Below are 23674 nucleotides of genomic sequence, written 5' to 3' on the forward strand. Positions count from 1 at the left end.
TGAGCGGCATCGCCAAGGAAAAGCCGCGGCAATATCCATCTCTTCGTGCATACGGCCAGGCAGCATCGGCAAAAAATGCATCAAAATGCATTTTCATGTTGACGGCGTATTTTTGATGCAGTATTATGCATCACCATCAGGCAGATGCACTATTGTTCAGGTTTTGAAAATTTTGGAGCCCTCTCATGAATCAAGCCGTTTCTCGTGTCGAATTCCGCACCGAGCCCAGCCAATACAAGCACTGGTCTCTTTCCTTTGACGGCGCCGTCGCCACGCTTGCCATGGATGTGGCGGAAGACGGCGGCCTGCGTCCCGGGTACAAGCTCAAGCTCAATTCCTACGACCTGGGCGTCGACATCGAATTGCACGACGCGCTCCAGCGCATCCGCTTCGAGCACCCCGAAGTCCGCACAGTGGTCGTCACCAGCCTGAAAGACCGTATCTTCTGTTCCGGCGCCAATATTTTCATGCTGGGCCTGTCCAGCCATTCGTGGAAAGTCAATTTCTGCAAGTTCACCAACGAAACCCGCAACGGCATCGAAGACTCCAGCCGCTACAGCGGCCTGAAGTTCGTGGCCGCCATCAACGGCGCCTGCGCCGGCGGCGGCTACGAGCTGGCATTGGCCTGCGACGAGCTTCTGCTCATCGACGACCGCTCCTCGGCCGTGTCGCTGCCCGAAGTTCCCCTGCTGGGCGTGCTGCCCGGCACCGGCGGCCTCACCCGCGTCACCGACAAGCGCAAAGTGCGCCACGATCACGCCGATATTTTCTGCACCTTGGTCGAAGGCGTGCGCGGGCAGCGCGCCAAGGACTGGCGCCTGGTCGACGACCTGATCAAGCCGGCCCAGTTTGCCGAAGGCGTCAAGAAGCGCGCGCTCGAGCTGGCCGCTGGCAGCGACCGTCCCGCCGATGGTAAGGGCGTCGCTCTGACCCCGGTCAAGCGCACCGACGGCGAAAACAGCCTGAGCTACAAATACGTGGACGTGCAGATCGACCGCGAGCGCCGCCTGGCCACCTGGACCATCCGCGCGCCCGAAACCGACGTGCCTGACAGCGTCGAAGCCATCCTGGCCCAGGGCGATGCCTGGTGGCCGCTGCAAATGGCCCGCGAACTGGACGACGCCATCCTGCAGATGCGCACCAACGAACTGGTCATCGGCACCTGGGTGTTCAAGACGGAAGGCGATGCCGCCAAAGTGCTGGCCGCCGACGCCACGCTGCAAAAATTCGGCGACAACTGGTTCGTGCGTGAAACGGTCGGCATGCTGCGCCGCACGCTGGCCCGCCTGGACGTCACATCGCGTTCCTTGTTCGCCCTGATCGAGTCCGGTTCATGCTTCGTCGGCACGCTGCTCGAAGTGGCCCTGGCTTGCGACCGCGCCTACATGCTCGACGATCCCGACGCCGACCAGCCCGCGCAGATCGTGGCCAACGAGATGAATTTCGGCAGCTACCCCATCGTCAACGGCCAAAGCCGCATCCAGCGCCGTTTCTACGAAGAAGTTCCCGCCATCGAAGCCGTGCGCGCCGCGGCCGGCAAGCCGCTGGATGCCGTCGAGGCCGAGAAGGCCGGCCTGGTCACGTTCGCCCTGGACAGCCTGGACTGGGACGACGAAGTGCGTATCGCCCTGGAAGAGCGCATGGCGCTGTCGCCCGACGCCCTGACCGGCCTCGAGGCCAACCTGCGCTTCGGCCCCAAAGAGTCCATGGAGACCCGCGTGTTCGGCCGCCTGACGGCATGGCAGAACTGGATCTTCTACCGTCCCAACGCTTCCGGCGAGCGGGGCGCGCTCAAGCTGTACGGCAAGGGCGAGAAGGCCGATTTCGATTTGAACCGCGTATAAGTCGTTGTCCATTCAAGCACACAGAATTTACCCAAGGAGTCATTGAGATGTCCGGAATCAATTATTCAGAAAAAATCCCCAACAACGTCAACCTGTCCGGCGACCGCACGTTGCAGCGCGCGCTGGAGCACTGGCAGCCCAACTATCTGAAGTGGTGGCAGGACATGGGCCCGGAAGGCTCGCACAACATGGACGTGTACCTGCGCACGGCCGTCAGCGTGCAGCCCGATGGCTGGGCCCATTTCGGCCATGTGAAGATGCCCGACTACCGCTGGGGCATTTTCCTGGCTCCGCAGGACGGCGAGCGCAAGATGCATTTCGGTGAAAACATCGGCAAGGACGTGTGGCAGGAAGCCCCTGGCGAACACCGCGCCAATCTGCGCCGCATCATCGTCACCCAGGGCGACACCGAGCCCGCCTCGGTCGAGCAGCAGCGCCACCTGGGCCTGACCGCGCCTTCGCTGTACGACCTGCGCAACCTGTTCCAGGTCAACGTGGAAGAAGGCCGCCATCTGTGGGCCATGGTCTACCTGCTGCACCGCTACTTCGGCCGCGACGGCCGCGAAGAGGCCGATGCCCTGCTGCAGCGCAATTCGGGCAGCGAGGACAGCCCCCGCATCCTGGGCGCCTTCAACGAGAAGACCCCGGACTGGCTGGCCTTCTACATGTTCACCTACTTTACCGACCGCGACGGCAAGTTCCAGCTCAGCGCGCTGGCCGAATCGGGCTTCGACCCCCTGGCCCGCACGACCAAGTTCATGCTGACCGAAGAAGCCCACCACATGTTCGTGGGCGAATCGGGCGTTTCGCGAGTGGTGCAGCGCACCGCCGACGCCATGAACGAGCTCAAGACCGAAGATCCGGCCGCCTTGCGCGCAGCCGGCGTCATCGACCTGCCGACCATCCAGCGCTACCTGAACTTCCATTACAGCGTCACCATCGACTTGTTCGGCGCCGACCAATCGTCCAACGCCGCCATCTTCTACAGCTCGGGCCTCAAGGGCCGCTACGAAGAAGGCAAGCGCACCGACGACCACCAGCTCAAGAACGAAACCTATCGCGTCCTGGAAGTGGCCAACGGCCAATTGCGCGAAATCGAAGTGCCCATGCTCAACGCTCTTAACGAAGTGCTGCGCGACGACTTCATCCGCGACTCCGTCGGCGGCGTGGGCCGCTGGAACAAGGTGCTGGAAAAACGCGGCATCGCCTTCCGCCTGCAGGTTCCGCACAAGGCGTTCAACCGCAAGATCGGCACGCTGGCCGGCATCAAGGTTTCGCCCGAAGGCCATGTGCTGTCCGACGAGCAATGGAAAGCCCACGAAAACGAGTGGCTGCCCACCCCCGAGGACCGTGCGTTCGTCGCGTCGTTGATGGGCCGCGTGGTCGAGCCGGGCAAGTTCGCCAACTGGATCGCGCCTCCGGTCATCGGCATCAACCGCCAGCCCGTCGATTTCGAATATGTTCGCTTCAACTAAGACTATCGCGTTATGATTACCTCCCGCCTTGGCGGGGAGCGGATGGAGGCCGCATTCGTTGCGGCCTCTTTTCGTTCAAGCAAACCGGGCGGGCGGCCCGGGAAGCAAGGAGACCTCAAATGACAGCAGCTACCGCAACACCCGTAATGAAACAACACCTGATCGACCCCGAGATTTGCATACGTTGCAACACCTGCGAGGAAACCTGCCCCATCGATGCCATCACGCACGATGCCAACAACTACGTCGTCGATCCGGAAATCTGCAATAGTTGCATGGCTTGCGTGCCGCCCTGTCCGACTGGCGCCATCGACAATTGGCTTCAGGTGCTCACCAGCGAGGCCTATTCCAAGGACGAGCAGTTCAGCTGGGACGTCCTGCCGGAAGCCAAAGAACTACCCGCCGAACTGATCGACACGGATGTCGCGGCCGAGACCGAAACCGGCCGCGCGCCGGTGTCCGGCGAAGACGACACGGAAAGCCTGGAAGGCGTTCCCTCCACCGAAGCCGGGGCGCGCATTCCCCCATGGTCGGCGGTTCATCCGTATGTCAACCTGTACACCCACAAGAATGTCGCCACGGCCACCGTGGTGGGCAACTACCGGGTTACCGACGAAGACACCGAAAGCGACATCCACCACATCGTGCTCGATTTCGGCACCTTGCCGTTCCCCGTGCTGGAAGGGCAGTCGATTGCCATCTTCCCTCCCGGCACCGACGCCAACGGCCGTGCCTATCATGCGCGCCAGTATTCCATCGCCAGCCCGCGCGACGGCGAGCGTCCCAAGTACAACAACCTGTCCATCACGGTAAAGCGGGTAACCACCGACTACGACGGCAACCCCGTCAATGGCGTGTGCTCCAACTATCTGTGCGATCTGCAAAAGAACGACACCGTCAAGGTCATCGGGCCTTTCGGCAATACCTTCCTCATGCCCAACCTGGCCCACGCGAACATCATCATGATCTGCACCGGCACGGGTTCGGCGCCGATGCGGGCCATGACCGAGCGCTGCCGCCGCCTTACCAAGAACCGCGAATACAACGGCAAGCTCATGCTGTTCTTCGGCGCGCGCACCGAACGCGAGCTGCCGTATTTCGGGCCGCTCATGAACCTGCCCAAGGACTTCATCGACATCAACCTGGCCCTGTCGCGCGCGCCAGAGCAGCCCAAGCGCTATGTGCAGGATCTCATCCGCGAACGCGCCGCCGACGTGCTGAACCTGCTGGACGATGCCGAAACCTATATCTACGTCTGCGGCCTGAAGGGCATGGAAGTGGGGGTCATCGAGGCGCTGCAAGAGGTGGTTTCCAGCGGCGGCAAGCACTGGCCCGACGTTCACGCCCAGCTCAAGGCGCAAGGCCGGCTGCACTTCGAAACCTACTAAGTGGCCTGCTCACGCTTGGCCTGGGTGCGCGGAGTTTCCGTCGCCTGCGCTCCAGGCCTGCGCAGCAAGGCTCAATGCCGTGCCGCGCAGGGGCAACGCCGAGCCAGCGGATTTTTCATGGCTTCGTGACTCCTTGATAGGGGTAACAGGCCGTAATGTAGTGGTGCCTACAAATTTGGCAATTGGGCTAAACTTGACGGTTTACTAATACTCTTTTGGGCTGGCGATGAAATTCAGCGAGTTTCAAATCGGGATGGTCATCAAGCATCCCCCGGTTGTCATCGATAAGGAATCCATGCTGGCATTTGCCCGCCAGTACGACCCCCAGTGGTTTCACACCGACCCCGAGCGCGCCGAATCCGGACGCTGGGGCGGGCTGATCGCCAGCGGCTGGCAAACCTGCAGCCTGGCGATGCGCATGGCGGTCGACTGCGCGCTGGCGGGGTCGGAATCCTTCGGCTCGCCGGGCGTGGACAAGATCCGCTGGCTGCTGCCGGTGCGCGAAGGCGATGCGCTGCGCCTGGAAATCACGGTCGATTCCGTCAGGGTTTCATCATCGCGCGACGACCTTGGCATCGTCCGCTGGTCATGGCGCATGTACAACCAGCGCGACGAGCAGGTGCTCGAGCTCGAAGCCACCAGTCTTTTCGATCTGGGCGCCGGGCCCGGGAAATAAGCCCCGAAATATCGCAGGCGTTCAGCTGAGGGCCGGTTCGTCCGCGTGCATGTAGGCGGCCAGCGCGCGAGCCAGGTCGCGCCAAAGCTCCTCCGGGTCTTCAAGGCCCGCGTGCAGGCGAAGCAATGGCCCCGTCGCCCGCCACGGCGTGACGCTTCGGGCGGGCGGGTCGACGGGAAGCGCGAGGCTTTCGTATCCCCCCCACGATAGGCCGATGCCGAACAGCCGCAGCTTGTCGAAGGCTTGTGCCAGAGCGTGCTCTTGGTCGGGTGCAGGCTTGAGGATTACCCCGAACAAGCCGCTGGCTCCATGAAAATCGCGCTTCCAGTACGCATGGCCTGGAGAGTCGGGCAGCGCGGGATGCAAGACCCGGGCGACGGCGGGATGGTTTTGCAGACGCCGCGCCAATAACAGGGCTGTTTCCTGGTGGCGTTGCAAGCGCACGGATAACGTGCGCAGGCCGCGCAGGGCCAGGTACAGGTCGTCCGGCCCCGCGGTTTGCCCGAATGCCTGGGCGCTTGCCTGTAGTTGAGGCCAGGCGCGGGCGTTGGCGGTGGCTGCGCCCAGAATGGCGTCGGAATGCCCGACCAGATACTTGGTCGCCGCGTGGATGGATACGTCGACGCCGTGATCGAAGGGTTTGAAATACAGCGGCGTAGCCCAGGTGTTGTCCATCATGACGATGGCATCGCATGTGTGGGCGGCGGCGGCCATGGCCGGGATGTCGCAGACTTCGAAGGTTTGCGAGCCGGGAGACTCCAGGTAGACCACGCGGGTGTTGCCGCGTAGCCGCAGCGCGATATCAGCGGCTTCGGCCGGCGAGAAAAACTCCACTTCGATGGCAAGGCGGGCGAGGGCCTGCTGGGCAAAGGCCCGGGTCGGGCCGTAGACGTTGTCGGTCATCAGCACGTGGTCACCGGGCGACAGGAAAGCCAGCAAAGCATGCGTGCATGCCGCCAGGCCGGAGGGGAAAATCAATGCGCCGTGCGCACCTTCCAGCTCGGCCAGCGTGTCTTCGAAGGCGCGGGTCGTGGGTGTGCCGAAGCGCGCATAATGCGCGTAGGGGTTGCCTGCGCTGCGGCGCTGCTGCCATTCGGCGTAGGAGGCCGTCAGCAGGGTGGACGCCCGGCAGGCGGGAACATTGACCAGGCCGCCGAAACTGGCGGGAGCCCGGCCGGCGTGGATCAGGAAAGTATCGTCGTGTGCAGTGTTCATGACGAATATGATAGGGCGGGGCGTGCGGAGCTTTATTGCTGTATTCAGGCCTTATTCGATCAAAAAAGAAATTATTTTCCTGTTTTTATTCTAAAATTAGAAAAATATTTCCTTTGTGGAGAGGCAAATGGATAAGCAGGATCGCCATATTCTGGAGCTGCTCCAGGCCGACTGCTCTTTGCCGCTCAATGAGCTGGCCGAGCGCGTCGGCATGAGTTCCACCGCATGCTGGCGGCGCGTGCAAAAGCTCGAAGAGCAGGGCGTTATCCGCGCAAGGGTGGCTCTGCTCGACGGGAGCCGGTTGAACGTCGGCGTCACGGTATTTGTTTCCGTGCGTACCAGCCGTCACGATGCCCGCTGGCTGGAACAATTTCATGCAGCGGTAGCCACCATTCCGGAGGTCGTCGAACTGTATCGCATGTCGGGCGAGACCGACTATCTGATGCGGGTGGTGGTTCCGGATGTGGCTGCCTACGACCAGGTTTACAAGAGGCTGATCCGCATGGCGGAGTTGGCCGATGTCAGCTCCAGTTTTGCCATGGAGCAAATCAAATACACCACTGCATTGCCGCTGGAGTATATGTAGAACGCCCCGCGTCAAAAGCAGGGCGTCGATTAAAAAATATCAATAAAACGCCTGCAGTCCCGTTTGTGCGCGGCCCAGGATCAGCGCGTGAACGTCGTGCGTGCCTTCGTACGTGTTCACCACTTCCAGGTTCACCAGGTGGCGCGCCACGCCGAACTCGTCGGAAATACCGTTGCCGCCCAGCATGTCGCGCGCCAGGCGTGCGATGTCCAGCGACTTGCCGCAGGAATTGCGTTTCATGATGGACGTGATTTCCACCGCCGCCGTGCCTTCGTCTTTCATGCGGCCCAGGCGCAGGCAGCCCTGCAGCGCCAGCGTGATTTCCGTTTGCATGTCGGCCAGCTTCTTTTGAATGAGCTGGTTCTGGGCCAGGGGACGGCCGAACTGCTTGCGATCCATCGTGTACTGGCGAGCCGTGTGCCAGCAGAATTCCGCCGCGCCCAGCGCGCCCCAGGCAATGCCGTAGCGCGCCGAGTTCAGGCAGGTGAACGGACCCTTGAGGCCCGAAACGCCCGGCATCATCTGCTGCTCGTCGACTTCGACTTCATCCATGACGATTTCGCCCGTGATGGAAGCGCGCAGGCCCACTTTGCCATGGATAGCCGGCGCCGACAGACCCTTCCAGCCCTTTTCGAGGATGAAGCCGCGGATCTTGCCGTCGTAATCGCCGCCCACGCACTTGGCCCACACCACGAACACGTCGGCGATGGGCGAGTTGGTGATCCACATTTTGTTGCCCGTGAGCTTGTAGCCGTTGGCGGTCTTGACCGCGCGGGTTTCCATGCTGCCGGGGTCGGAGCCGTGGTTGGGTTCGGTGAGGCCGAAGCAGCCTATCCATTCGCCGCTGGCCAGCTTGGGCAGGTATTTCTTTTTCTGCTCTTCGCTGCCGAACTCGTTGATGGGCACCATGACCAGAGAGGACTGCACGCTCATCATCGAGCGATAGCCCGAATCCACGCGCTCGACTTCGCGGGCGATAAGGCCGTAGCACACGTAGTTGAGCCCGGAGCCGCCGTATTCGACGGGGATGGTGGGGCCCAGAAGGCCCAGCTCGCCCATTTCCTTGAAAATGCCGGCGTCGGTTTGCTCGTGGCGGAAGGCTTCGAGCACGCGCGGCTGCAGTTTGTCCTGGGCGTAGGCCTGGGCGGCGTCGCGCACCATGCGTTCTTCTTCAGTAAGCTGCGAATCCAGGAGTAGGGGGTCTTCCCAGTGGAACGAGGGTGCCGAGGACATAAGGATGCTCCGTGATGTAATAAGTTTAGGTTTAAAGTATTTTTGCCGAAAACGCCGTGTTTATCAAGTCTTATCTGACTTCGTGAAAACTGGATCGAAGGGTGCGCCACGGAATGTGGCTGTGGCGGCGTTGAGGGCGGAATTCAGTATTCCCTAAGCATATGTGAGCATAAGGCACAAAGCAATTGATAAAATTGCACAATATAGTGCGATTTCCGTAAACTGCACGAGTTTTTTTGGAGTCAGCGATGAGACACGGCATTCCCAATATGGGCGCACTGCAGGCCTTCGAAGCAACCGCGCGGCTGGGTTCGTTTTCGCGTGCGGCGGAAGAGTTGTCGTTGACTCACAGCGCTGTTTTCCGGCAAGTGAACGGCCTGGAGGAGCGCCTCGGCGTGCAGCTTTTCACCCGCATCCGGCGCCGCATCGTCCTGACCGAGGCGGGAACGCAGTATGCCGCGCGGGTGCGCCACCATCTGGAGCAACTGGAAAAAGACACCCTGGGCCTGATGTCGGGCGCTGGCATGGGCCGCAGTCTGCACGTGGCGGTGCTGCCCACCCTGGCGACCACCTGGCTCGTGCCGCATCTGCCCGAATTCAAGAAGATCCACAACGACATTGCCGTCAGCCTGTCCATACGCACCCGGCCCTTCCAGTTCAACGATCATCCCTTCGATGCCGCCATTTACCATGCGCCGCAGATGTGGCCGGGAACGGTGGGCATAAAGTTGTTCGAGGAGCAGGAGCTGGTGCCCGTCTGCACCCCCGAGATGGCGGCGTTCATCCACAGCGAACCCGATGCCCTGGCCCGCGTCACGCACTTGCACATGATGTCTCGGCCCGACGCCTGGCGCGAGTGGTATCGCGAGCAGGACAGGCCGTACCGGCCCGAGGTGGGCGCGGGGCCTCGCTACGAGCTGTTCACCATGTTGCTGGCCGCCGCGCAGGTGGGCCTGGGCATGGCGCTGATTCCGCGCTTTCTGGTTCGCGGCCTGGCGGCTGCCGGCCAGTTGGTTACGCCGTTCCCGCGCGGCCTGTCGGTGCGCGAGTCGTATTTTTTCAGCTACCCCGCGCATGCCGAGCGCAGCGAGGCGCTGCTGGCATTCGAGGCCTGGCTGCAAAGCATCGTCCGCCAGGATCCTTTTCCGGATAAGGTTTGAGCCGTGGGTTTCGGGCTCCCTTTTGGGGGAACCTGGCCCTTTGGGACGACAAGGCGGCCGGCCGCCCTTGGTCGACCCCGAAAACGCGGGCTGTCCGCGGTTAGCGGAATACCACCGTGCGCTTGCCGTTGAGCAGGATGCGGTGTTCGACGTGGCTGCGCACGGCGCGCGCCAGCACCAGGGACTCGACGTCGCTGCCCACCTGGGTAAGCTCGTGGGCGCTCATGGCGTGATTGACCCGTTCGATGTCCTGCTCGATGATCGGGCCTTCGTCCAGATCCGACGTGACGTAGTGCGCCGTGGCCCCGATGATCTTGACGCCGCGGGCGTAAGCCTGATGGTAGGGGCGCGCGCCCTTGAAGCTGGGCAGAAAGCTGTGGTGGATATTGATGGCCCGGCCCGACAGTTCTTTGCACAGATTGGGCGACAGAATCTGCATGTAGCGGGCCAGCACGGCCAGATCGACGTTTTCCTTGTTGATCAGCTCGAGGATCTGCGCTTCTTGCTGCGGCCGGGTTTCCGGCGTTACGGGCAGGTAATGGAACGGCACATGATACGAAGCGGCCAGCTCGGCGTAGTCGTTGTGGTTGGAGACGATGCCCGCGATTTCCACCGGCAGCTGGCCGCTGTGCGTGCGGAACAGCAGGTCGTTCAGGCAGTGCCCCTGGCGGCTGACCAGAATGAGCAGGCGCGCCTTGCGATGGGCGTCGTAGATGCGGGCCTGCATATCGAACTTGTCGGCCACCGGCGCGAATTTCTGATTCAGTTCTTCCACCGGGGCGGGCTGGGGCAGCTTGAAATGCACGCGCAGGAAAAAACGCTCTTCTTCGATGTCGCCGAACTGCTGGGCGTCAACGATATTGCCATGCAGGTTCAGCAGCCATCCAGTCACGCTATGCACGATGCCGATGCGGTCTGGGCAGGAAAGGGTCAGAATGTAGTCGTTCATTTTTCAGGGTGGTGGCCGGACAGGCCGGTGCGTCAAAAACCAAGAGCTTGCCGCGCGGCCCGCGCAATGGCGAGGCAAGCGGTCAGCCCGGGTGATTCTATTCCAAACAGGTTGATGAGGTTGTGTACGCCGTGCGTGGCGGGGCCGGCGATGGCGAAGTCGGCCGGCGGCTGGCCGGCGCGGCTGATCTTCGGGCGTATGCCAGTGTAGCCCGGCTCCAGGGCGTTGTCAGGCAGATCCGGCCAGTAGCGGCGTATGGCGGCGTAGAACAGGCTGGCGCGATTGGGATCCAGCGCATAGTCCTCGCCGTCCACCCACTCTGTATCGGGGCCGAACCTGGCCCGGCCGGCTAGATCCAGGGTCAGGTGTATGCCCAGGCCGGCGCCGTCGGGCATGGGGTAGATGAGCCGGGAGAACGGCGATCGGGACGACAGCGTGAAATAACTGCCTTTGCAGAAATAGGCGTGTGGAATATGCCGCGTCGGCTGGCCGGCCAGCCTGCGGGCGACGCTGGGCGCATGCAGGCCGGTGGCGTTGACGACGCTGGCGGCGGTCAGCGCCATCGGTTCGGCCCCGCCGAAATTCATCCGGAACACGCCGTTCTCTAGCACTTGTCCATCCAGGAAAGGGCTGTGGAACGCGAATTGCGCGCCCCGGTTCTGCGCATCGCCCTGCAGCGCCAGCATCAGGCCATGGCTGTCGATGATGCCCGTCGAGGGCGATACCAGAGCCGCTTCGCACGCCAGCGCGGGTTCGAGCTGGCGCGCCTGGGCGCCGCTTATCCGATGGATGTCGTCGACGCCGTTGCGCCGGGCGTTTTCCGCAATGGCGTCCAACTGCCGGATCTGCTCCGGCCTGCCGGCCACGATCAGCTTGCCGGTTCGCGCGTGGGCGATCCCGCGTTCGCGGCAGTAGCCGTACAGCAGATGCCGCCCTTCCGCGCAAAGCCGCGCTTTCAGGCTGCCCGGCGGGTAGTAGATGCCCGCGTGGATGACTTCGGAGTTGCGCGAGCTGATGCCCGTGCCGATGCTGCCGGCGGCCTCGGCCACCAGCACTTCGCGTCCGGCCAGCGCCAGTTCGCGCGCCACGGCCAGGCCCACGACGCCGGCACCCAGCACCAGGCAGTCGATGTCAGCGGCCATACGGCCTCTTTTGGCGTGTGTGGCGCCCGTTCAAGGGGCAAGGCGGGACAATTTCCATTGCCCGCCGTCAAGCGTATAGGCCAGCCGGTCGTGCAGGCGGGAAGGCCGGCCCTGCCAGAATTCGACATAGTCGGGCTTGAGCCGGTAGCCGCCCCAGTGCGGGGGGCGCGAGGGCGCCTGGCCCAGCGAGGCGGTGAATTCCTGGTTGCGTTTTTCCAGGTCTTCGCGCGTGATGGGCTGGCTTTGGGGCGAGGCCCAGGCGCCGATGCGCGAGCCCAGCGGCCGGCTGTCGTAATAGGCGTCGGACTCGGCTCCGGACGTTTTTTCGACGATGCCCTCGATCCTCACCTGGCGCTCCATAGGCTGCCAGAAGAACAGCAGGCTGGCGTGCGGATTGGCGGCCAGGTCTTGGCCTTTGTGCGATTCGTAGTTGGTGAAGAACACCACCCCCCGCTCGTCCAGGCCCTTGAGCAGCACGATGCGCGCCGAGGGGCGGCCGTTGCCGTCGACGGTCGCCAGGGTCATGGCGTTGGGCTCGGGGACGTTGGCCTGCATGGCCTCGTCGAACCACTTCGAAAACTGCTCCAGCGGCGTCGCGGCCAGCGATGATTCGAGCAGGACGTCTTTTTCGTACTTTTTACGCAGGTCGGCGAGGGTCATGATGATCGCGGTGATGGAAGGTGGGGGCTGGTGGCCGTGTCGCCGGGGCCGCCCGGCAAGCATCCGCCATTTTACCCGCCCGATGCCGTCAAGGCTGGCTGCCTTGCACGGTGCTGGGCGGCTTGTCCCGCAGCTGGGCCACCAGCGTTTGCAGCTTTCGGTCGCGTATGCCGGCCAGTTCCAGGGCCTGGGCGGTTTCGAGAATGTACTCCGAGCAGGGGCCGTAGGTGCCTCGCGCGCCTTGCACGATGTCCACCAGTTGTTCCTTGCTCAGACCGCGCACATAGGCGTCCTTGCTGCGATCCATGGTGAAGACGAGAGCGCTGATGGCGCCTTCGCGTGTGTGGCAGTTGAGCCATTTGGGAATATAGGCCCCGCTGGGCATTTCGCGCTTCCAGAGCTCCTGCATGGTTTCTTGTACCTGGTGCGAGGCGATGCGGTAGGCCATGCCGCGGCAGGAGCCGCCCACGTCCAGCCCGAATACCAGGCCGGGGCGCTCGGGCGTGCCGCGATTGATGCGCGACCACAGGCATAGCGAACGGTGATAGCCGTTGACCCGCGCATGGCGCTGTTCCAGGAAGTCGAATTCGGGCCGCCATACCAGCGAGCCGTAGCCGAAGACCCAGACATCGTGGCGGGGATGCCAAGGCTTGAGGAAGGCATCCAGCGACGCCTGGCGCTCGCTGTCGGTAAGCAGGCGGAAGCTGGCTCCGCTGGAGGAGATAAGCGATTCGAGGCTGGGGGGCTGGGTCATGGGACGGGTCTGTAAATCTGAATCGGCAGCATGATCTAATAATAATATTAATCGCCTGTCGAGGTGTCGTTTGCGGAACAATGGAAAAGGCCATGCCGAAAGGCGCAAGGGAAAGGATGACTGATTTGGACATGGATGCCGATATGGAACGCCGCTTTGGCGGCCTGGAACGCCTGTACGGCGCGCCGGGTCTGGCGCGCTTGATGCAGGCGCATGTGGCCGTCGCCGGCATCGGCGGGGTGGGGTCGTGGTGCGCCGAGGCGCTGGCACGTTCCGGCATTGGCGCGCTGACCCTTGTCGACCTGGATCATGTGGCCGAATCCAACATCAACCGGCAATTGCATGCCCTGACCGATACGTTGGGCCAGGCCAAGGTCGAGGCCATGGCCGCGCGCGTGCGCGGCATCAATCCGGCTTGCAGGCTGAACCTGGTCGATGATTTCGTCACGCCCGAAAACGTGGAACAGGTGCTGGCGCCCGACGTGACGCTGCTGGTGGATTGCACCGACCAGATCAGCGCCAAGACCGCCATGATCCTGGCCTGCCGAGACAGAAAACGGCCCGTGGTGGTTTGCGGCGGGGCGGGCGGCAAGACCGACAGCCTCAGTTTGCGTGCCAGCGATCTGTCGGGCGCGCTGAACGACGCCTTGCTGGCCAAGCTGCGCAATACCCTGCGCCGCAAGCATGGCTATCCCAAGGCGTCGGATCAGGCCGGCAAGGTGCGCAAGCGCGTGCCCAAAATGGGAGTCCGCACGCTGTGGTTCGACCAGCCGGCCCAATTGCCCCATCTGTGGCTGGAGGAGACCGCGCAAGCCGAGGCCGCCGGTACGGCTTTGCAAGGCTTGTCGTGCGCCGGCTACGGCTCGTCGGTGACCGTGACCGCTGCCATGGGCATGGCGGCGGCCAACGAAGCCATTACCTGGCTGTTGACGGGCCGTTTCGCCGCCTGAGACGGCCTGGGCCAAGGCCGGCCCAGGCTATGCAATCCGCAAGAACCCCGCTGGATGCCAGTGGCATTCCCCGCGCCGGGCCGTGCTTACGCCGCGTGGCTGGCGCTGGCGATGCCTTCGGCCTGCATGAACTCCTTCAGCACGGCTCCTGTATGCGAAATGGCGTGGCGCTGCATGATGTGCTCGGGTGAGCCGGCTGCGACCAGGCGCCCGCCGCCCGTTCCGCCCTCGGGCCCCATGTCCACGATCCAGTCCGCTTCCGCGATGACGTCCAGGTTGTGCTCGATGACCACCACGGTATTGCCGGCCTCGACCAGGCGATGCAGTACGTGGATGAGCTTTTCCACATCGGCCATCGACAGCCCCACCGTGGGCTCGTCCAGCACGTACAAAGTGTGCGGAATGCGCGAGGCACGGCCGGTGGTGATGACGCCGTCGGTCAGCCTGGCCTTGGTCAGCTCGGTCACCAGCTTGATGCGCTGCGCCTCGCCGCCCGAAAGCGTGGGCGAGGGCTGGCCCAGCGTGAGGTAGCCCAGGCCGACGTCCTGCATGAGCTTCAGGGTGCGCGATATTTTTGAATGCGAGGCGAAATAGCCGATGGCGTCGTCGACCTCCATCTTGAGCACTTCGCCGGCGCTTTTGTCCAGCCACTTCACGCTTAGCGTGTCGCGGTTGAAGCGTTCGCCGCCGCAGGCGTCGCACGGCACTTTCACGTCGGGCAGGAAGCTCATTTCGATGGTGCGCATGCCCTGGCCTTCGCATAGCGGGCAGCGCCCCTCGCCGGTGTTGAACGAGAAGCGGGCCTGGGACCAGCCGCGCACCCGGGCTTCGCGTGTGCCGGCGAACAGTTTGCGCACATCGTCCCAGAATCCCACATAGGTGGCGGGGCAGGAGCGCGGCGTCTTGCCGATGGGCGTCTGATCGACTTCGAGCACGCGGTCGATCTGCTCCCAGCCGGTAATGCTGTCGCAGCCCAGCCATTCGGGGGCCTTGCGCTGGCTGACGGCGTGAGCAAGGTTGTGCAGCAGGACTTCGCGCGCCAGGGTAGATTTGCCCGACCCCGATACGCCGGTCACCACACTGAGCCGTCCAATGGGAATGTCCACGTCGGCATGGCGCAGATTGTGCATGTGCGCGCCTTGGATGCGCAGCATGGCGGTTTTGGCATCGACCGGCCGCCTGCCCTGCAGCGGGTGGGGCAGGGGATTTTTCAGGTACTTGCCGGTCAAGGAAGCGGGATTCTCGATGATGTCCTGCACCGTGCCTTGCGCCACGACCCGTCCGCCGCGTATGCCGGCGCCGGGGCCGATGTCGATGACGTGGGAGGCCCGCCGTATGGTGTCTTCGTCGTGCTCGACCACCACCAGGGTATTGCCGTTGCCCTCCAGTTGGGAAAGGGCGTTGAGCAGGATCTGGTTGTCGCGCGGATGCAGGCCGATGGTGGGCTCGTCCAGCACGTAGCACACGCCCTGCAGGTTGGAGCCCAGCTGGGCGGCCAGGCGGATGCGCTGCGCTTCGCCGCCCGAAAGCGTGGGCGCGGCGCGATCCAGCGCCAGGTAGCCCAGCCCGACTTCCTGCATGAAGTCAAGGCGGCCGCGGATCTCGGCGAGAATGTCGCGCGCGATCTCCACTTCGCGGCCCCGGCTGACCAGGCCGGCGAAGAAGGTTTGCGCTTCGGAAACCGACAGGCCAGCCAGTTGCGCGATGGAGCGGTCGCGCCAGAGAAAGGCGCGCGCTACCGGATTGAGCCGCTCGCCGTGACAGCTTTGGCAGACGGCGGCTTCGCCTTCGTACCAGGCATTCCAGGCGGCTTCTTCGCCGGTCTGCTCGGCGTCGAAATCCTTGAGCTGCAGCCCCGTGCCGAAGCAACTGGCGCACCAGCCGTGCTTGGAGTTGTACGAGAACATGCGCGGATCGGGCTCGGGAAAGCTGGTGCCGCAGCTTGGGCAGGCGCGTTTCACGGAAAAGTGCATTTGCCGGGGGCTGTCCGCCACGCCGGCCTCGCGCCGGTCGGCCAGCGTGGCGCCGTCCGTGGTCAGGTCGAGCAGCACGCTCAGGCTGCCGTGGCCGTGCTCGAGCGCGGCTCGTATGGCCTCGCGCAGTTGCGGCTCTTGCCGCGCATCGACCAGCAGGTCGGCGACCGGCAGCTCGATGGTGTGTTCCTTGTAGCGGTCAAGGCGAGGCCAGGGCGCCACGGGAATGAATTCGCCGTCGACCCGCAGATGGCTGTGGCCCTTGCCGCCGGCCCATTTGGCCAGGTCCGTGTAATAGCCTTTGCGCGCGGTGACCAGCGGCGCCAGGATGCCGATGTGCCGCCCCTTGTAGTCGCGCAATAGTTGCGCCGCGATCTGGTCGGCGGTTTGCGGCGCCACGGGCACGTGGCAGTCGGGGCACATTTGCGTGCCCAGCTTCACGTACAGCAAGCGCAGGAAATGGTGGATTTCCGTCATGGTGGCCACGGTGGACTTGCGCCCGCCGCGGCTGGTGCGCTGTTCGATGGCGACGGTGGGCGGGATGCCGTAGATGGCGTCGACGTCCGGCTTGCCGGCCGGCTGGACGATGGCGCGCGCGTAGGCGTTCAGCGACTCCAGGTAGCGGCGCTGCCCTTCGTTGAAAAGAATGTCGAAGGCCAGGGTGGATTTGCCCGAACCCGACACGCCGGTGATGACGGTGAAGGTGTCGCGCGGGATCGAGACATTGATGCCTTTGAGATTGTGTTCCCGCGCATTGACGATGTCGATGCTGTGCGCCTGGCGCTGCCGCTGTATGGCCGACTGCAGCGGCGTGCCGGCGTCGTCCGCGTAGCTGGCCGGGGGTTCGGCCGCCAGCACGGCCTGGCGCGAACGATCTTCGTAGACGATGGCCGTGGTGTAGTCGGCCAGCGCGCGGCCGGTGTGCGAAGCCGCGTTGCCCATGAGGTCCTGGGGCGTGCCCTGGCCGACGATGTACCCGCCGGCGTCGCCGCCTTCGGGTCCCAGGTCGATGATCCAGTCCGCGGCGCGCAGCACGTCCAGGTTGTGCTCGATGATGAGCAGCGAATGGCCGGCCGCCAGCAGCTTCCGGAAGGCGCGCATCAGCCGCGCCACGTCGTCGAAGTGCAAGCCGGTGGTGGGCTCGTCGAACAGGAACAGGCTGCCCTTTTTGGCGACCCGCGCCGACGAGATGCCGCTGCGGGCGGCCGCCGCCAGGTGGCCGGCCAGCTTGAGGCGCTGCGCTTCGCCGCCCGACAGCGTGGGCACGGGCTGGCCCAGCCGCACGTACTCCAGCCCCACGTCGGCCAGCGGCGCCAGGCCGTACTGCACGTCGCGCAGGCCGCTGAAAAACTCCAGGGCTTCGCTGACCGTCATTTCCAGGACTTCGTCGATGGAGGCGCTGCGGCCCAGGTGCTCGACGCGAACTTCCAGGATGTCGGGGCGGAAGCGCTTGCCGTCGCAGTCCGGGCAGCGCAGGTAGACGTCGGACAGGAATTGCATTTCCACATGCTCGAAGCCGGTGCCGCCGCAAGTGGGGCAGCGGCCGTCGCCGGTGTTGAAGCTGAACGTGCCCGCCGTGTAGCCCCGCTCGCGCGAGACGCCGGCCTGGGCGAACAGTTTGCGGATGGCGTCGAAAGCGCCCACATAGCTGGCCGGATTCGAGCGCGCGGTCTTGCCGATGGGGGTTTGGTCCACCATGACGACGTCGGCGATCTGCTCGATGCCCAGCAAATGCGTATGGGCGCCGGGGGACTCGGTGGGCTTGCCCTGCAGCTTGAGGATGGCCGGATACAGCACGTCCTGGATCAGGGTGGATTTGCCCGATCCCGACACGCCGCTGACGCACACCAGGCGGCCCAGCGGAACCGAGAGCGACACGTTCTTGAGATTGTTGGCGGTGACGCCTTCCAGCAGCAGCCGGGGCGTGTTGTCGGCGACCGGCATGGGGCGCGGCGCCTCGACATGCAGGCGCCCGCCCAGGTAGTTGCCGGTCAGGGTGTCGCTGTTGCGCAGCTGCTCGGGCGTGCCGTCGAAGACGATGCGTCCGCCGCGCTCGCCGGGCCCGGGGCCGATGTCCATGATGCGGTCGGCAGCCACCATGACCTGCGGATCGTGTTCGACCACCACCAGGGTGTTGCCGCTGGCGCGCAGGCGGTGCATGACTTCGACCACGCGATGCATGTCGCGCGGATGCAGGCCGATGGAAGGTTCGTCCAGAACGAACAGGGTGTTGACCAGCGATGTGCCCAGCGCCGTGGTCAGGTTGATGCGCTGGACTTCGCCGCCCGAAAGCGTGCGGCTTTGCCGGTCCAGGGACAAATAGCCGAGCCCCACGTCGCACAGGAATTTGAGTCGTGTGCGGACTTCTTCCAGCAGCAGTTCAAGCGCGGCATCCAGCGCGTTGCCGAAACTGAGCCCGGCGAAGAACTCGCGCACTTGCTGGATGGGCAGGCGCATGAGGTCGTGCAGACCCAGGCCGGGCAGGTCGTCGAGCTGCTCGCGGCTCCAGGCGGCCTGCACGGGCATGAACCTGGGGTAGGCGTCGTCCGCCTTGCCCTTGACTTCGCCCAGCCGCCAGAGCGTGGCGTCGGGCTTGAGCCGCGCGCCGCCGCAGGCCGGGCAGGGCGTGTACGAACGGTACTTGGACAGCAGCACGCGCACATGCATTTTGTAGGCGCGCGACTCCAGCCAGTCGAAGAAGCGCTGGGCGCCGTACCACTGGGTTTTCCAGGCGTGCATGCCGCCCTTCCAGTCGGGCGTCCCGCCTATGACCCATTGTTTTTCCGCTTCGCTGAGCTGGGCCCAGGGGATGTCCAGGCGTATGCCCGCCGGGCCGGCGTATTTTTCCAGCTCGGTCTGGCATTCCTTGTAGCTATTGGTTTGCCAAGGCTTGATGGCGCCGTCCCGCAGCGTTTTTTTCTCGTCGGGGATGACCAGGCCGTAGTCGATGCCCATGACGCGGCCGAAGCCCCGGCACGATTCGCAGGCGCCCAGCGGCGAGTTGAACGAGAAGGTGCTGGGCAGGGGGGCGGTGTATTCGATGTTGCATTGCGCGCAATGCAGGCGGTTGCTGAAGCGCCATGCGGTTTCGGGGGACTGCGCGTCGGACGAGGCATAGATGGTGATGTGCCCGTCGCCCTGCTTGAGCGCGGCGTCCAGCGCTTCCATGACGCGCGGCGTTTCGGCATTGCCGTAGCGGAAGCGGTCCTGTATGACGTGCAGGACGCGCTGCTGCTGGGGTTTGCCTGCCGCGCGTTTGGCCTTGCCTTTTTTCGCGGGCGTTTCATCGGGCGCTGCGTCGACGGTTTCTTCGTGGTGGATGCGGGTGTAGCCCTGCTGGTCCAGGTAGCCGCGTACTTCGCCTTCCGTGAAATTGGACGGGACGGCGACGGGGAAGGTGACGACCAGCCTGGGGTCGCCGGCCTGTGCGCGCTGCGCCAGCTCGCGGTAGATGGATTCGGCGCTGTCGCGCTGCACCCTGGCGCCGCAGCACCGGCAATACAGCCTGCCCATGCGGGCATACAGCAGTTTGAGGTGGTCGTTGAGCTCGGTCATGGTGCCCACGGTGCTGCGCGAGTTGCGCACCGGATTGACCTGGTCGATGGCGATGGCGGGCAGGATGCCTTCGATGCGGTCGACCTGCGGCTTGTCCATGCGGTCGAGGAACTGGCGCGCGTAGGGCGAAAACGTTTCCACATAGCGCCGCTGGCCTTCGGCGTACAGGGTGTCGAAGGCCAGCGAGCTTTTGCCGGAGCCCGAGACCCCCGTAAGCACCAGCAGTTCACCGGTGTTGATGGAAACGTCGAGGTTCTTGAGATTGTTCTGGCGCGCGCCAACGATGCGAATTTGAGAGCTCATGACTACACTGTGAAATACTGTTCTGGCCGTATTGCGGCGGCGGGCCGATTTTGACCGGAGCCCGAGTTACGGTAGAATGGCGGGTTAGGTAAGGTTTCAATGTTCTGGCTTACCCGGCCGTTTGGGGTTTATGCCAGCCAATTTAAGTTCCGGAGATTATTGTGGCAGAAATCAAACGTACGCGCCGTAACACCCTCGAGCGCCGTTGCCTGGGCAAGGCGTTCAAGCGTCTTTTCATCAAATCGCCCAAAGGCGTGTTCAAGATGCTTGAGAAAGTCAAACGCGTTTAAGAGTTTGTATCTTAAGTAAAAAAACCATGAGTTTTCGAACTTGTGGTTTTTTTTTTGGCTATCATGGTAAAAAATAGCGACAACAAGGCATCTTCATAAAAATGTCGAGCAAACCACGTTCGCGACGCCATCTTTTCACCGTCCTTACCCCCACCTACAACCGAGCCGATACGCTGCCGCGGGTCTACGCCTCGCTCACCGAGCAGACTTTCCAGGACTTCGAATGGGTCGTGATCGACGACGGCTCCAGCGACAACACGCGGGAAGTGGTTCAGGCGTGGCAGCAGCAGGCCCGTTTTCCCATCCGCTACATCTGGCAGACCAACCAGCATAAAAAGGCCGCCTTCAACCGGGGCGTGGCGGAATCCAGCGGCGAACTGGTGGTGGCGCTCGACAGCGACGACAGCCTTGACCTGAATGCGCTGGACGCCATGGCGCGCGCCTGGCAGGGCATTCCCGAGCGGGAGCGCTCCCGCTATGTCGCCATTACGGGCCTGTGCGCCCGCCCGAATGGAAGCATCGTCGGCGATATGTTCCCGCAGGACGAATTCGACGCCACCGCCATCGACATGTCGTTCAAGTATCGCGTCGGCGGCGAGAAGTTCGGCTGCATGAGCGTGGACGTGCTGCGCCAGTTTCCCTTTCCCGAGGACATTGCCGGCTTCGTGCCCGAGAGCCTGGTATGGCGCGCCATTGCGCGCGCGGGGTATCTGACGCGGTTCGTGAACCAGGTGTTCAGAACCTATTACGACAGCGCCGACTCCTTGTCGGCCCAAGGCCGCGCCAGCGGGGCGCAACATGCGGCGGGGCTGTGGCTGCTGGCCCAGGACACTGTGGTGGAGTGTTTGCCATGGTTTCGCTATCAGCCGGCCGAGTTTTTCAAGGCGGCGGCGCGTTACACCCGGTTCGCCATGCACCTGAAGCACGACGGCGCGAAGCTTCCATTGGCGGGGCGCCGCCTGAAGGGCCTTGGCGCCCGTGTTCTGGTTGGACTCATGTGGCCCGTGGGCGCCATGCTTTACTGGCGCGACCGGCGCAGGGCCTGATCGGCGCGGAGCCTGATAAGGGCCGCAGCCCATTCACAGGCAGGCATTCGAGGCGCCGGGGCTTTCGTCAGTGCAGAGTACGATGGGGTGGTTCGTCGAATAGATCTTTCAGGTCGTCGTCGCCCTCATCGTCGTCTTCGCCCAGGTCGTCGTCATCGTCGTCCGGCAGGGGCGCGTCGGTGAGTTCGAACGGCAGGACGCTGCGCAAATCGTCGCTCCAGGCGACCTCATCGCCGTCCTGGTCCACCTTGATGAATCGAACTCCCTCGATGTCCGACAGTTGCACCGCCCAAAGGTATTCGCAGTCGTAGACGTCGTCGCCGGGCTCCAGCCCGCCCTTGTTGCCGACGATGCGGGCGCCGGGTCCGCCGATCTGCACGATGACCTTGTCTTCGCCGCCGTCTTCGACGTCCAGGGGAATGGCGAAAATCACCCATTCGAATCCGGTTTCGCTGGCATCGACGACCTCGGCCAGCACAGGCTTGCCCATGAAGGCGCTTAGCGCGTCGGCGGTACGCCCGAGCAGGTCGAGTTCTTCGGCGGTGAAATTCAGGTCTGGGTCGGCGGATGGCATGTCGGTGGTTCAGGCGGAGGGTGGGGCCTTGGCCGCCGCGGCGATGCCGCGGTCGGACTGTGGCGTTGCAGCCTGATTTTAATGCATGTCCCGCGGGGCGCGCCCGGAGCGAGGTTTTATTTCGCGGGCCGGCCTACAATGGGAACCTTTGCAATTCTTAATTTCGTCTATCTGGTTGTTATGGCTCAATACGTTTATACGATGAATCGGGTCGGCAAGATCGTGCCGCCCAAGCGGCAGATCCTGCGCGACATCTCCCTATCGTTTTTTCCGGGCGCCAAAATCGGGGTGCTGGGCCTGAACGGCGCCGGCAAATCCACCCTGCTCAAGATCATGGCGGGTGTGGACACGGAAATCGAAGGCGAAGCCGTTCCTATGCCCGGTATCAAGGTAGGCTATTTGCCGCAAGAACCCCAGCTCGACCCAGAACACACGGTGCGCGCCTCGGTCGAGGAAGGCCTGGGAGAGCTGTTCTCGGCGCGCAAGCGGCTGGACGAGGTGTATGCGGCCTATTCCGAGCCCGATGCCGATTTCGACGCACTGGCCACGGAACAGGCCGAACTCGAGGCCGTCATTGCGGCGGCGGCGTCCAGCGGCTCGGACGACATCGAGCATCAAATGGAAATTGCCGCCGACGCCTTGCGCCTGCCGCCCTGGGATGCCGTCGTCGGCAAGTTGTCGGGCGGCGAAAAGCGCCGGGTGGCGCTGTGCCGGCTGCTGCTTTCCAAGCCCGACATGCTGCTGCTGGACGAGCCCACCAACCATCTGGATGCCGAAAGCGTCGAATGGCTCGAATTGTTCCTACGCCGCTTCCCCGGCACGGTGGTGGCGGTGACGCACGACCGCTATTTTCTGGACAATGCCGCGGAGTGGATACTGGAGCTGGATCGGGGCCACGGCATTCCCTGGAAAGGCAATTACAGTTCCTGGCTCGAGCAAAAAGACGATCGCCTCAAACAGGAAGAGGCCGCCGAGTCGGCGCGCCAGCGCACCATCACGAAAGAGCTCGAATGGGTGCGGCAGAATCCCAAGGGCCGCCAGGCCAAGGCCAAGGCACGCCTGGCCCGGTTCGAAGAGCTGTCGTCGCACGAATACCAGAAGCGCAACGAGACCCAGGAAATCTTCGTGCCGGTCGCCGAAAGGCTGGGCAACGAGGTCATCGAGTTCGAGAACGTCAGCAAGGGCTTCGGCGACCGCCTGCTTATCGACAACCTCAGCTTCAAGATACCGGCCGGCGCCATCGTGGGCATCATCGGCGCCAACGGCGCGGGCAAATCCACGCTGTTCCGCATGATCGCGGGGCAGGACAAGCCCGATGCGGGCGCGGTAAACATCGGCAAGACCGTCAAGCTGGCGTATGTCGACCAGTCGCGCGAGGCCCTGCCCGATGAAAAGACCGTGTTCGATGCGCTGTCCGACGGGGCCGACCTTATCACGGTCGGAAAGTTCGAAATGTCGTCCAGGGCCTATCTGGGCCGCTTCAATTTCAAGGGTGGCGACCAGAACAAGCTGGTGGGCAAGCTGTCGGGCGGCGAGCGCGGCCGCTTCCACTTGGCCAAAACCCTGATCGCCGGCGGCAACGTGCTGCTGCTCGACGAACCCTCCAACGACCTCGATGTGGAAACGCTCCGCGCGCTGGAAGACGCCTTGTTGGAATTCGCCGGCAGCGTGCTGGTCATCAGCCACGACCGCTGGTTCCTGGATCGCATCGCCACCCATATCCTGGCTTTCGAGGGGGATTCCCAGGTCGTGTTCTTCGACGGCAACTACCAGGAATATGAGGCGGATAAAAAGCGCCGCCTGGGCGACGAAGGCGCCAAACCCCGGCGATTACGCTACAAAGCGCTCAAATAAACGTAACATAAGGTGGAAAGAGGCCGTGCGAACGGCAAAACATGCCA

18 protein-coding genes are annotated in these 23674 nt (G+C 63.6%); 10 read left to right on the forward strand and 8 right to left on the reverse strand.

Annotated features, from left to right (window positions below; translation table 11 throughout):
• The first annotated feature begins 185 nt into the window (after positions 1-185).
• From boxC to VNT00_RS03570, 4 genes are all read left to right on the forward strand, one after another.
• The gene (boxC, locus tag VNT00_RS03555; RefSeq protein WP_325584586.1) at positions 186-1844 is read left to right on the forward strand and encodes a 2,3-epoxybenzoyl-CoA dihydrolase; all 1659 of its coding nucleotides are present in this window, start codon (positions 186-188) and stop codon (positions 1842-1844) included.
• Between the two features lie 47 nt (positions 1845-1891).
• Positions 1892-3319 carry a benzoyl-CoA 2,3-epoxidase subunit BoxB gene (gene boxB, locus VNT00_RS03560; protein ID WP_325584588.1) on the forward strand — a complete coding sequence of 476 codons (1428 nt, stop codon included), beginning with the start codon at positions 1892-1894 and terminating at the stop codon, positions 3317-3319.
• 119 nt (positions 3320-3438) lie between these two features.
• Positions 3439-4707, forward strand: a complete 1269-nt coding sequence (boxA, locus tag VNT00_RS03565) for a benzoyl-CoA 2,3-epoxidase subunit BoxA (protein ID WP_325584590.1) — start codon at positions 3439-3441, stop codon at positions 4705-4707.
• A gap of 226 nt (positions 4708-4933) precedes the next feature.
• Positions 4934-5383 carry a MaoC family dehydratase gene (locus tag VNT00_RS03570; protein WP_325584592.1) on the forward strand — a complete coding sequence of 150 codons (450 nt, stop codon included), beginning with the start codon at positions 4934-4936 and terminating at the stop codon, positions 5381-5383.
• Between the two features lie 21 nt (positions 5384-5404).
• Here the strand turns inward: VNT00_RS03570 and metC are convergent, their stop codons facing one another.
• The gene (gene metC, locus VNT00_RS03575) at positions 5405-6598 is read right to left on the reverse strand and encodes a cystathionine beta-lyase (RefSeq protein ID WP_325584594.1); all 1194 of its coding nucleotides are present in this window, start codon (positions 6596-6598) and stop codon (positions 5405-5407) included.
• A 127-nt stretch (positions 6599-6725) separates the two neighbouring features.
• Here metC and VNT00_RS03580 point away from each other — a divergent pair, with 127 nt between their 5' ends.
• A complete protein-coding gene (locus VNT00_RS03580) occupies positions 6726-7184 on the forward strand; it encodes an Lrp/AsnC family transcriptional regulator (protein ID WP_325584596.1) in 459 nt (152 codons plus the stop codon).
• Between the two features lie 39 nt (positions 7185-7223).
• Here VNT00_RS03580 and VNT00_RS03585 read toward each other — a convergent pair whose 3' ends face one another.
• Positions 7224-8417 carry an acyl-CoA dehydrogenase gene (locus VNT00_RS03585; protein ID WP_325584598.1) on the reverse strand — a complete coding sequence of 398 codons (1194 nt, stop codon included), beginning with the start codon at positions 8415-8417 and terminating at the stop codon, positions 7224-7226.
• A gap of 248 nt (positions 8418-8665) precedes the next feature.
• Between VNT00_RS03585 and VNT00_RS03590 the strand changes: the two genes are divergently transcribed.
• On the forward strand, positions 8666-9577 hold the full coding sequence (locus VNT00_RS03590; RefSeq protein ID WP_325584600.1) for a LysR substrate-binding domain-containing protein: 912 nt from the start codon (positions 8666-8668) through the stop codon (positions 9575-9577).
• Positions 9578-9677: 100 nt separating this feature from the next.
• Here VNT00_RS03590 and purU read toward each other — a convergent pair whose 3' ends face one another.
• The 4 genes from purU to VNT00_RS03610 form a co-directional block, all read right to left on the reverse strand.
• Positions 9678-10526 carry a formyltetrahydrofolate deformylase gene (gene purU, locus VNT00_RS03595; protein WP_325584602.1) on the reverse strand — a complete coding sequence of 283 codons (849 nt, stop codon included), beginning with the start codon at positions 10524-10526 and terminating at the stop codon, positions 9678-9680.
• 32 nt (positions 10527-10558) lie between these two features.
• Positions 10559-11668 (reverse strand): NAD(P)/FAD-dependent oxidoreductase, encoded by a 1110-nt coding sequence (locus tag VNT00_RS03600; RefSeq protein ID WP_325584604.1) that lies wholly within the window; start codon positions 11666-11668, stop codon positions 10559-10561.
• A gap of 30 nt (positions 11669-11698) precedes the next feature.
• Positions 11699-12328 carry a pyridoxamine 5'-phosphate oxidase gene (gene pdxH / locus VNT00_RS03605; protein ID WP_325584606.1) on the reverse strand — a complete coding sequence of 210 codons (630 nt, stop codon included), beginning with the start codon at positions 12326-12328 and terminating at the stop codon, positions 11699-11701.
• 88 nt (positions 12329-12416) lie between these two features.
• The gene (locus VNT00_RS03610; protein ID WP_325584608.1) at positions 12417-13082 is read right to left on the reverse strand and encodes a gamma-glutamylcyclotransferase; all 666 of its coding nucleotides are present in this window, start codon (positions 13080-13082) and stop codon (positions 12417-12419) included.
• Positions 13083-13198: 116 nt separating this feature from the next.
• Here VNT00_RS03610 and VNT00_RS03615 point away from each other — a divergent pair, with 116 nt between their 5' ends.
• A complete protein-coding gene (locus VNT00_RS03615) occupies positions 13199-14032 on the forward strand; it encodes a tRNA threonylcarbamoyladenosine dehydratase (protein WP_325584610.1) in 834 nt (277 codons plus the stop codon).
• Between the two features lie 86 nt (positions 14033-14118).
• Here the strand turns inward: VNT00_RS03615 and uvrA are convergent, their stop codons facing one another.
• Complete coding sequence (gene uvrA, locus VNT00_RS03620; protein ID WP_325584612.1) at positions 14119-19863, reverse strand: excinuclease ABC subunit UvrA; 5745 nt, start codon at positions 19861-19863, stop codon at positions 14119-14121.
• A gap of 161 nt (positions 19864-20024) precedes the next feature.
• Between uvrA and VNT00_RS03625 the strand changes: the two genes are divergently transcribed.
• Both VNT00_RS03625 and VNT00_RS03630 read left to right on the forward strand, forming a co-directional pair.
• Positions 20025-20153: a hypothetical protein gene (locus VNT00_RS03625; RefSeq protein ID WP_279389462.1), complete on the forward strand. Its 129-nt coding sequence runs from the start codon at positions 20025-20027 to the stop codon at positions 20151-20153.
• 101 nt (positions 20154-20254) lie between these two features.
• Positions 20255-21199: a glycosyltransferase family 2 protein gene (locus tag VNT00_RS03630; RefSeq protein ID WP_325584616.1), complete on the forward strand. Its 945-nt coding sequence runs from the start codon at positions 20255-20257 to the stop codon at positions 21197-21199.
• Between the two features lie 67 nt (positions 21200-21266).
• On the opposite strand, the gene VNT00_RS03635 is transcribed toward VNT00_RS03630, so the two are convergent.
• Positions 21267-21773, reverse strand: a complete 507-nt coding sequence (locus VNT00_RS03635) for a hypothetical protein (RefSeq protein WP_325584618.1) — start codon at positions 21771-21773, stop codon at positions 21267-21269.
• Between the two features lie 180 nt (positions 21774-21953).
• Between VNT00_RS03635 and ettA the strand changes: the two genes are divergently transcribed.
• Positions 21954-23627, forward strand: a complete 1674-nt coding sequence (gene ettA, locus VNT00_RS03640) for an energy-dependent translational throttle protein EttA (RefSeq protein ID WP_325584620.1) — start codon at positions 21954-21956, stop codon at positions 23625-23627.
• Positions 23628-23674: the final 47 nt, after the last annotated feature.

It is taken from the genome of Eoetvoesiella sp. (assembly GCF_035555955.1).
Classification (GTDB): Bacteria; Pseudomonadota; Gammaproteobacteria; order Burkholderiales; family Burkholderiaceae_B; genus Eoetvoesia.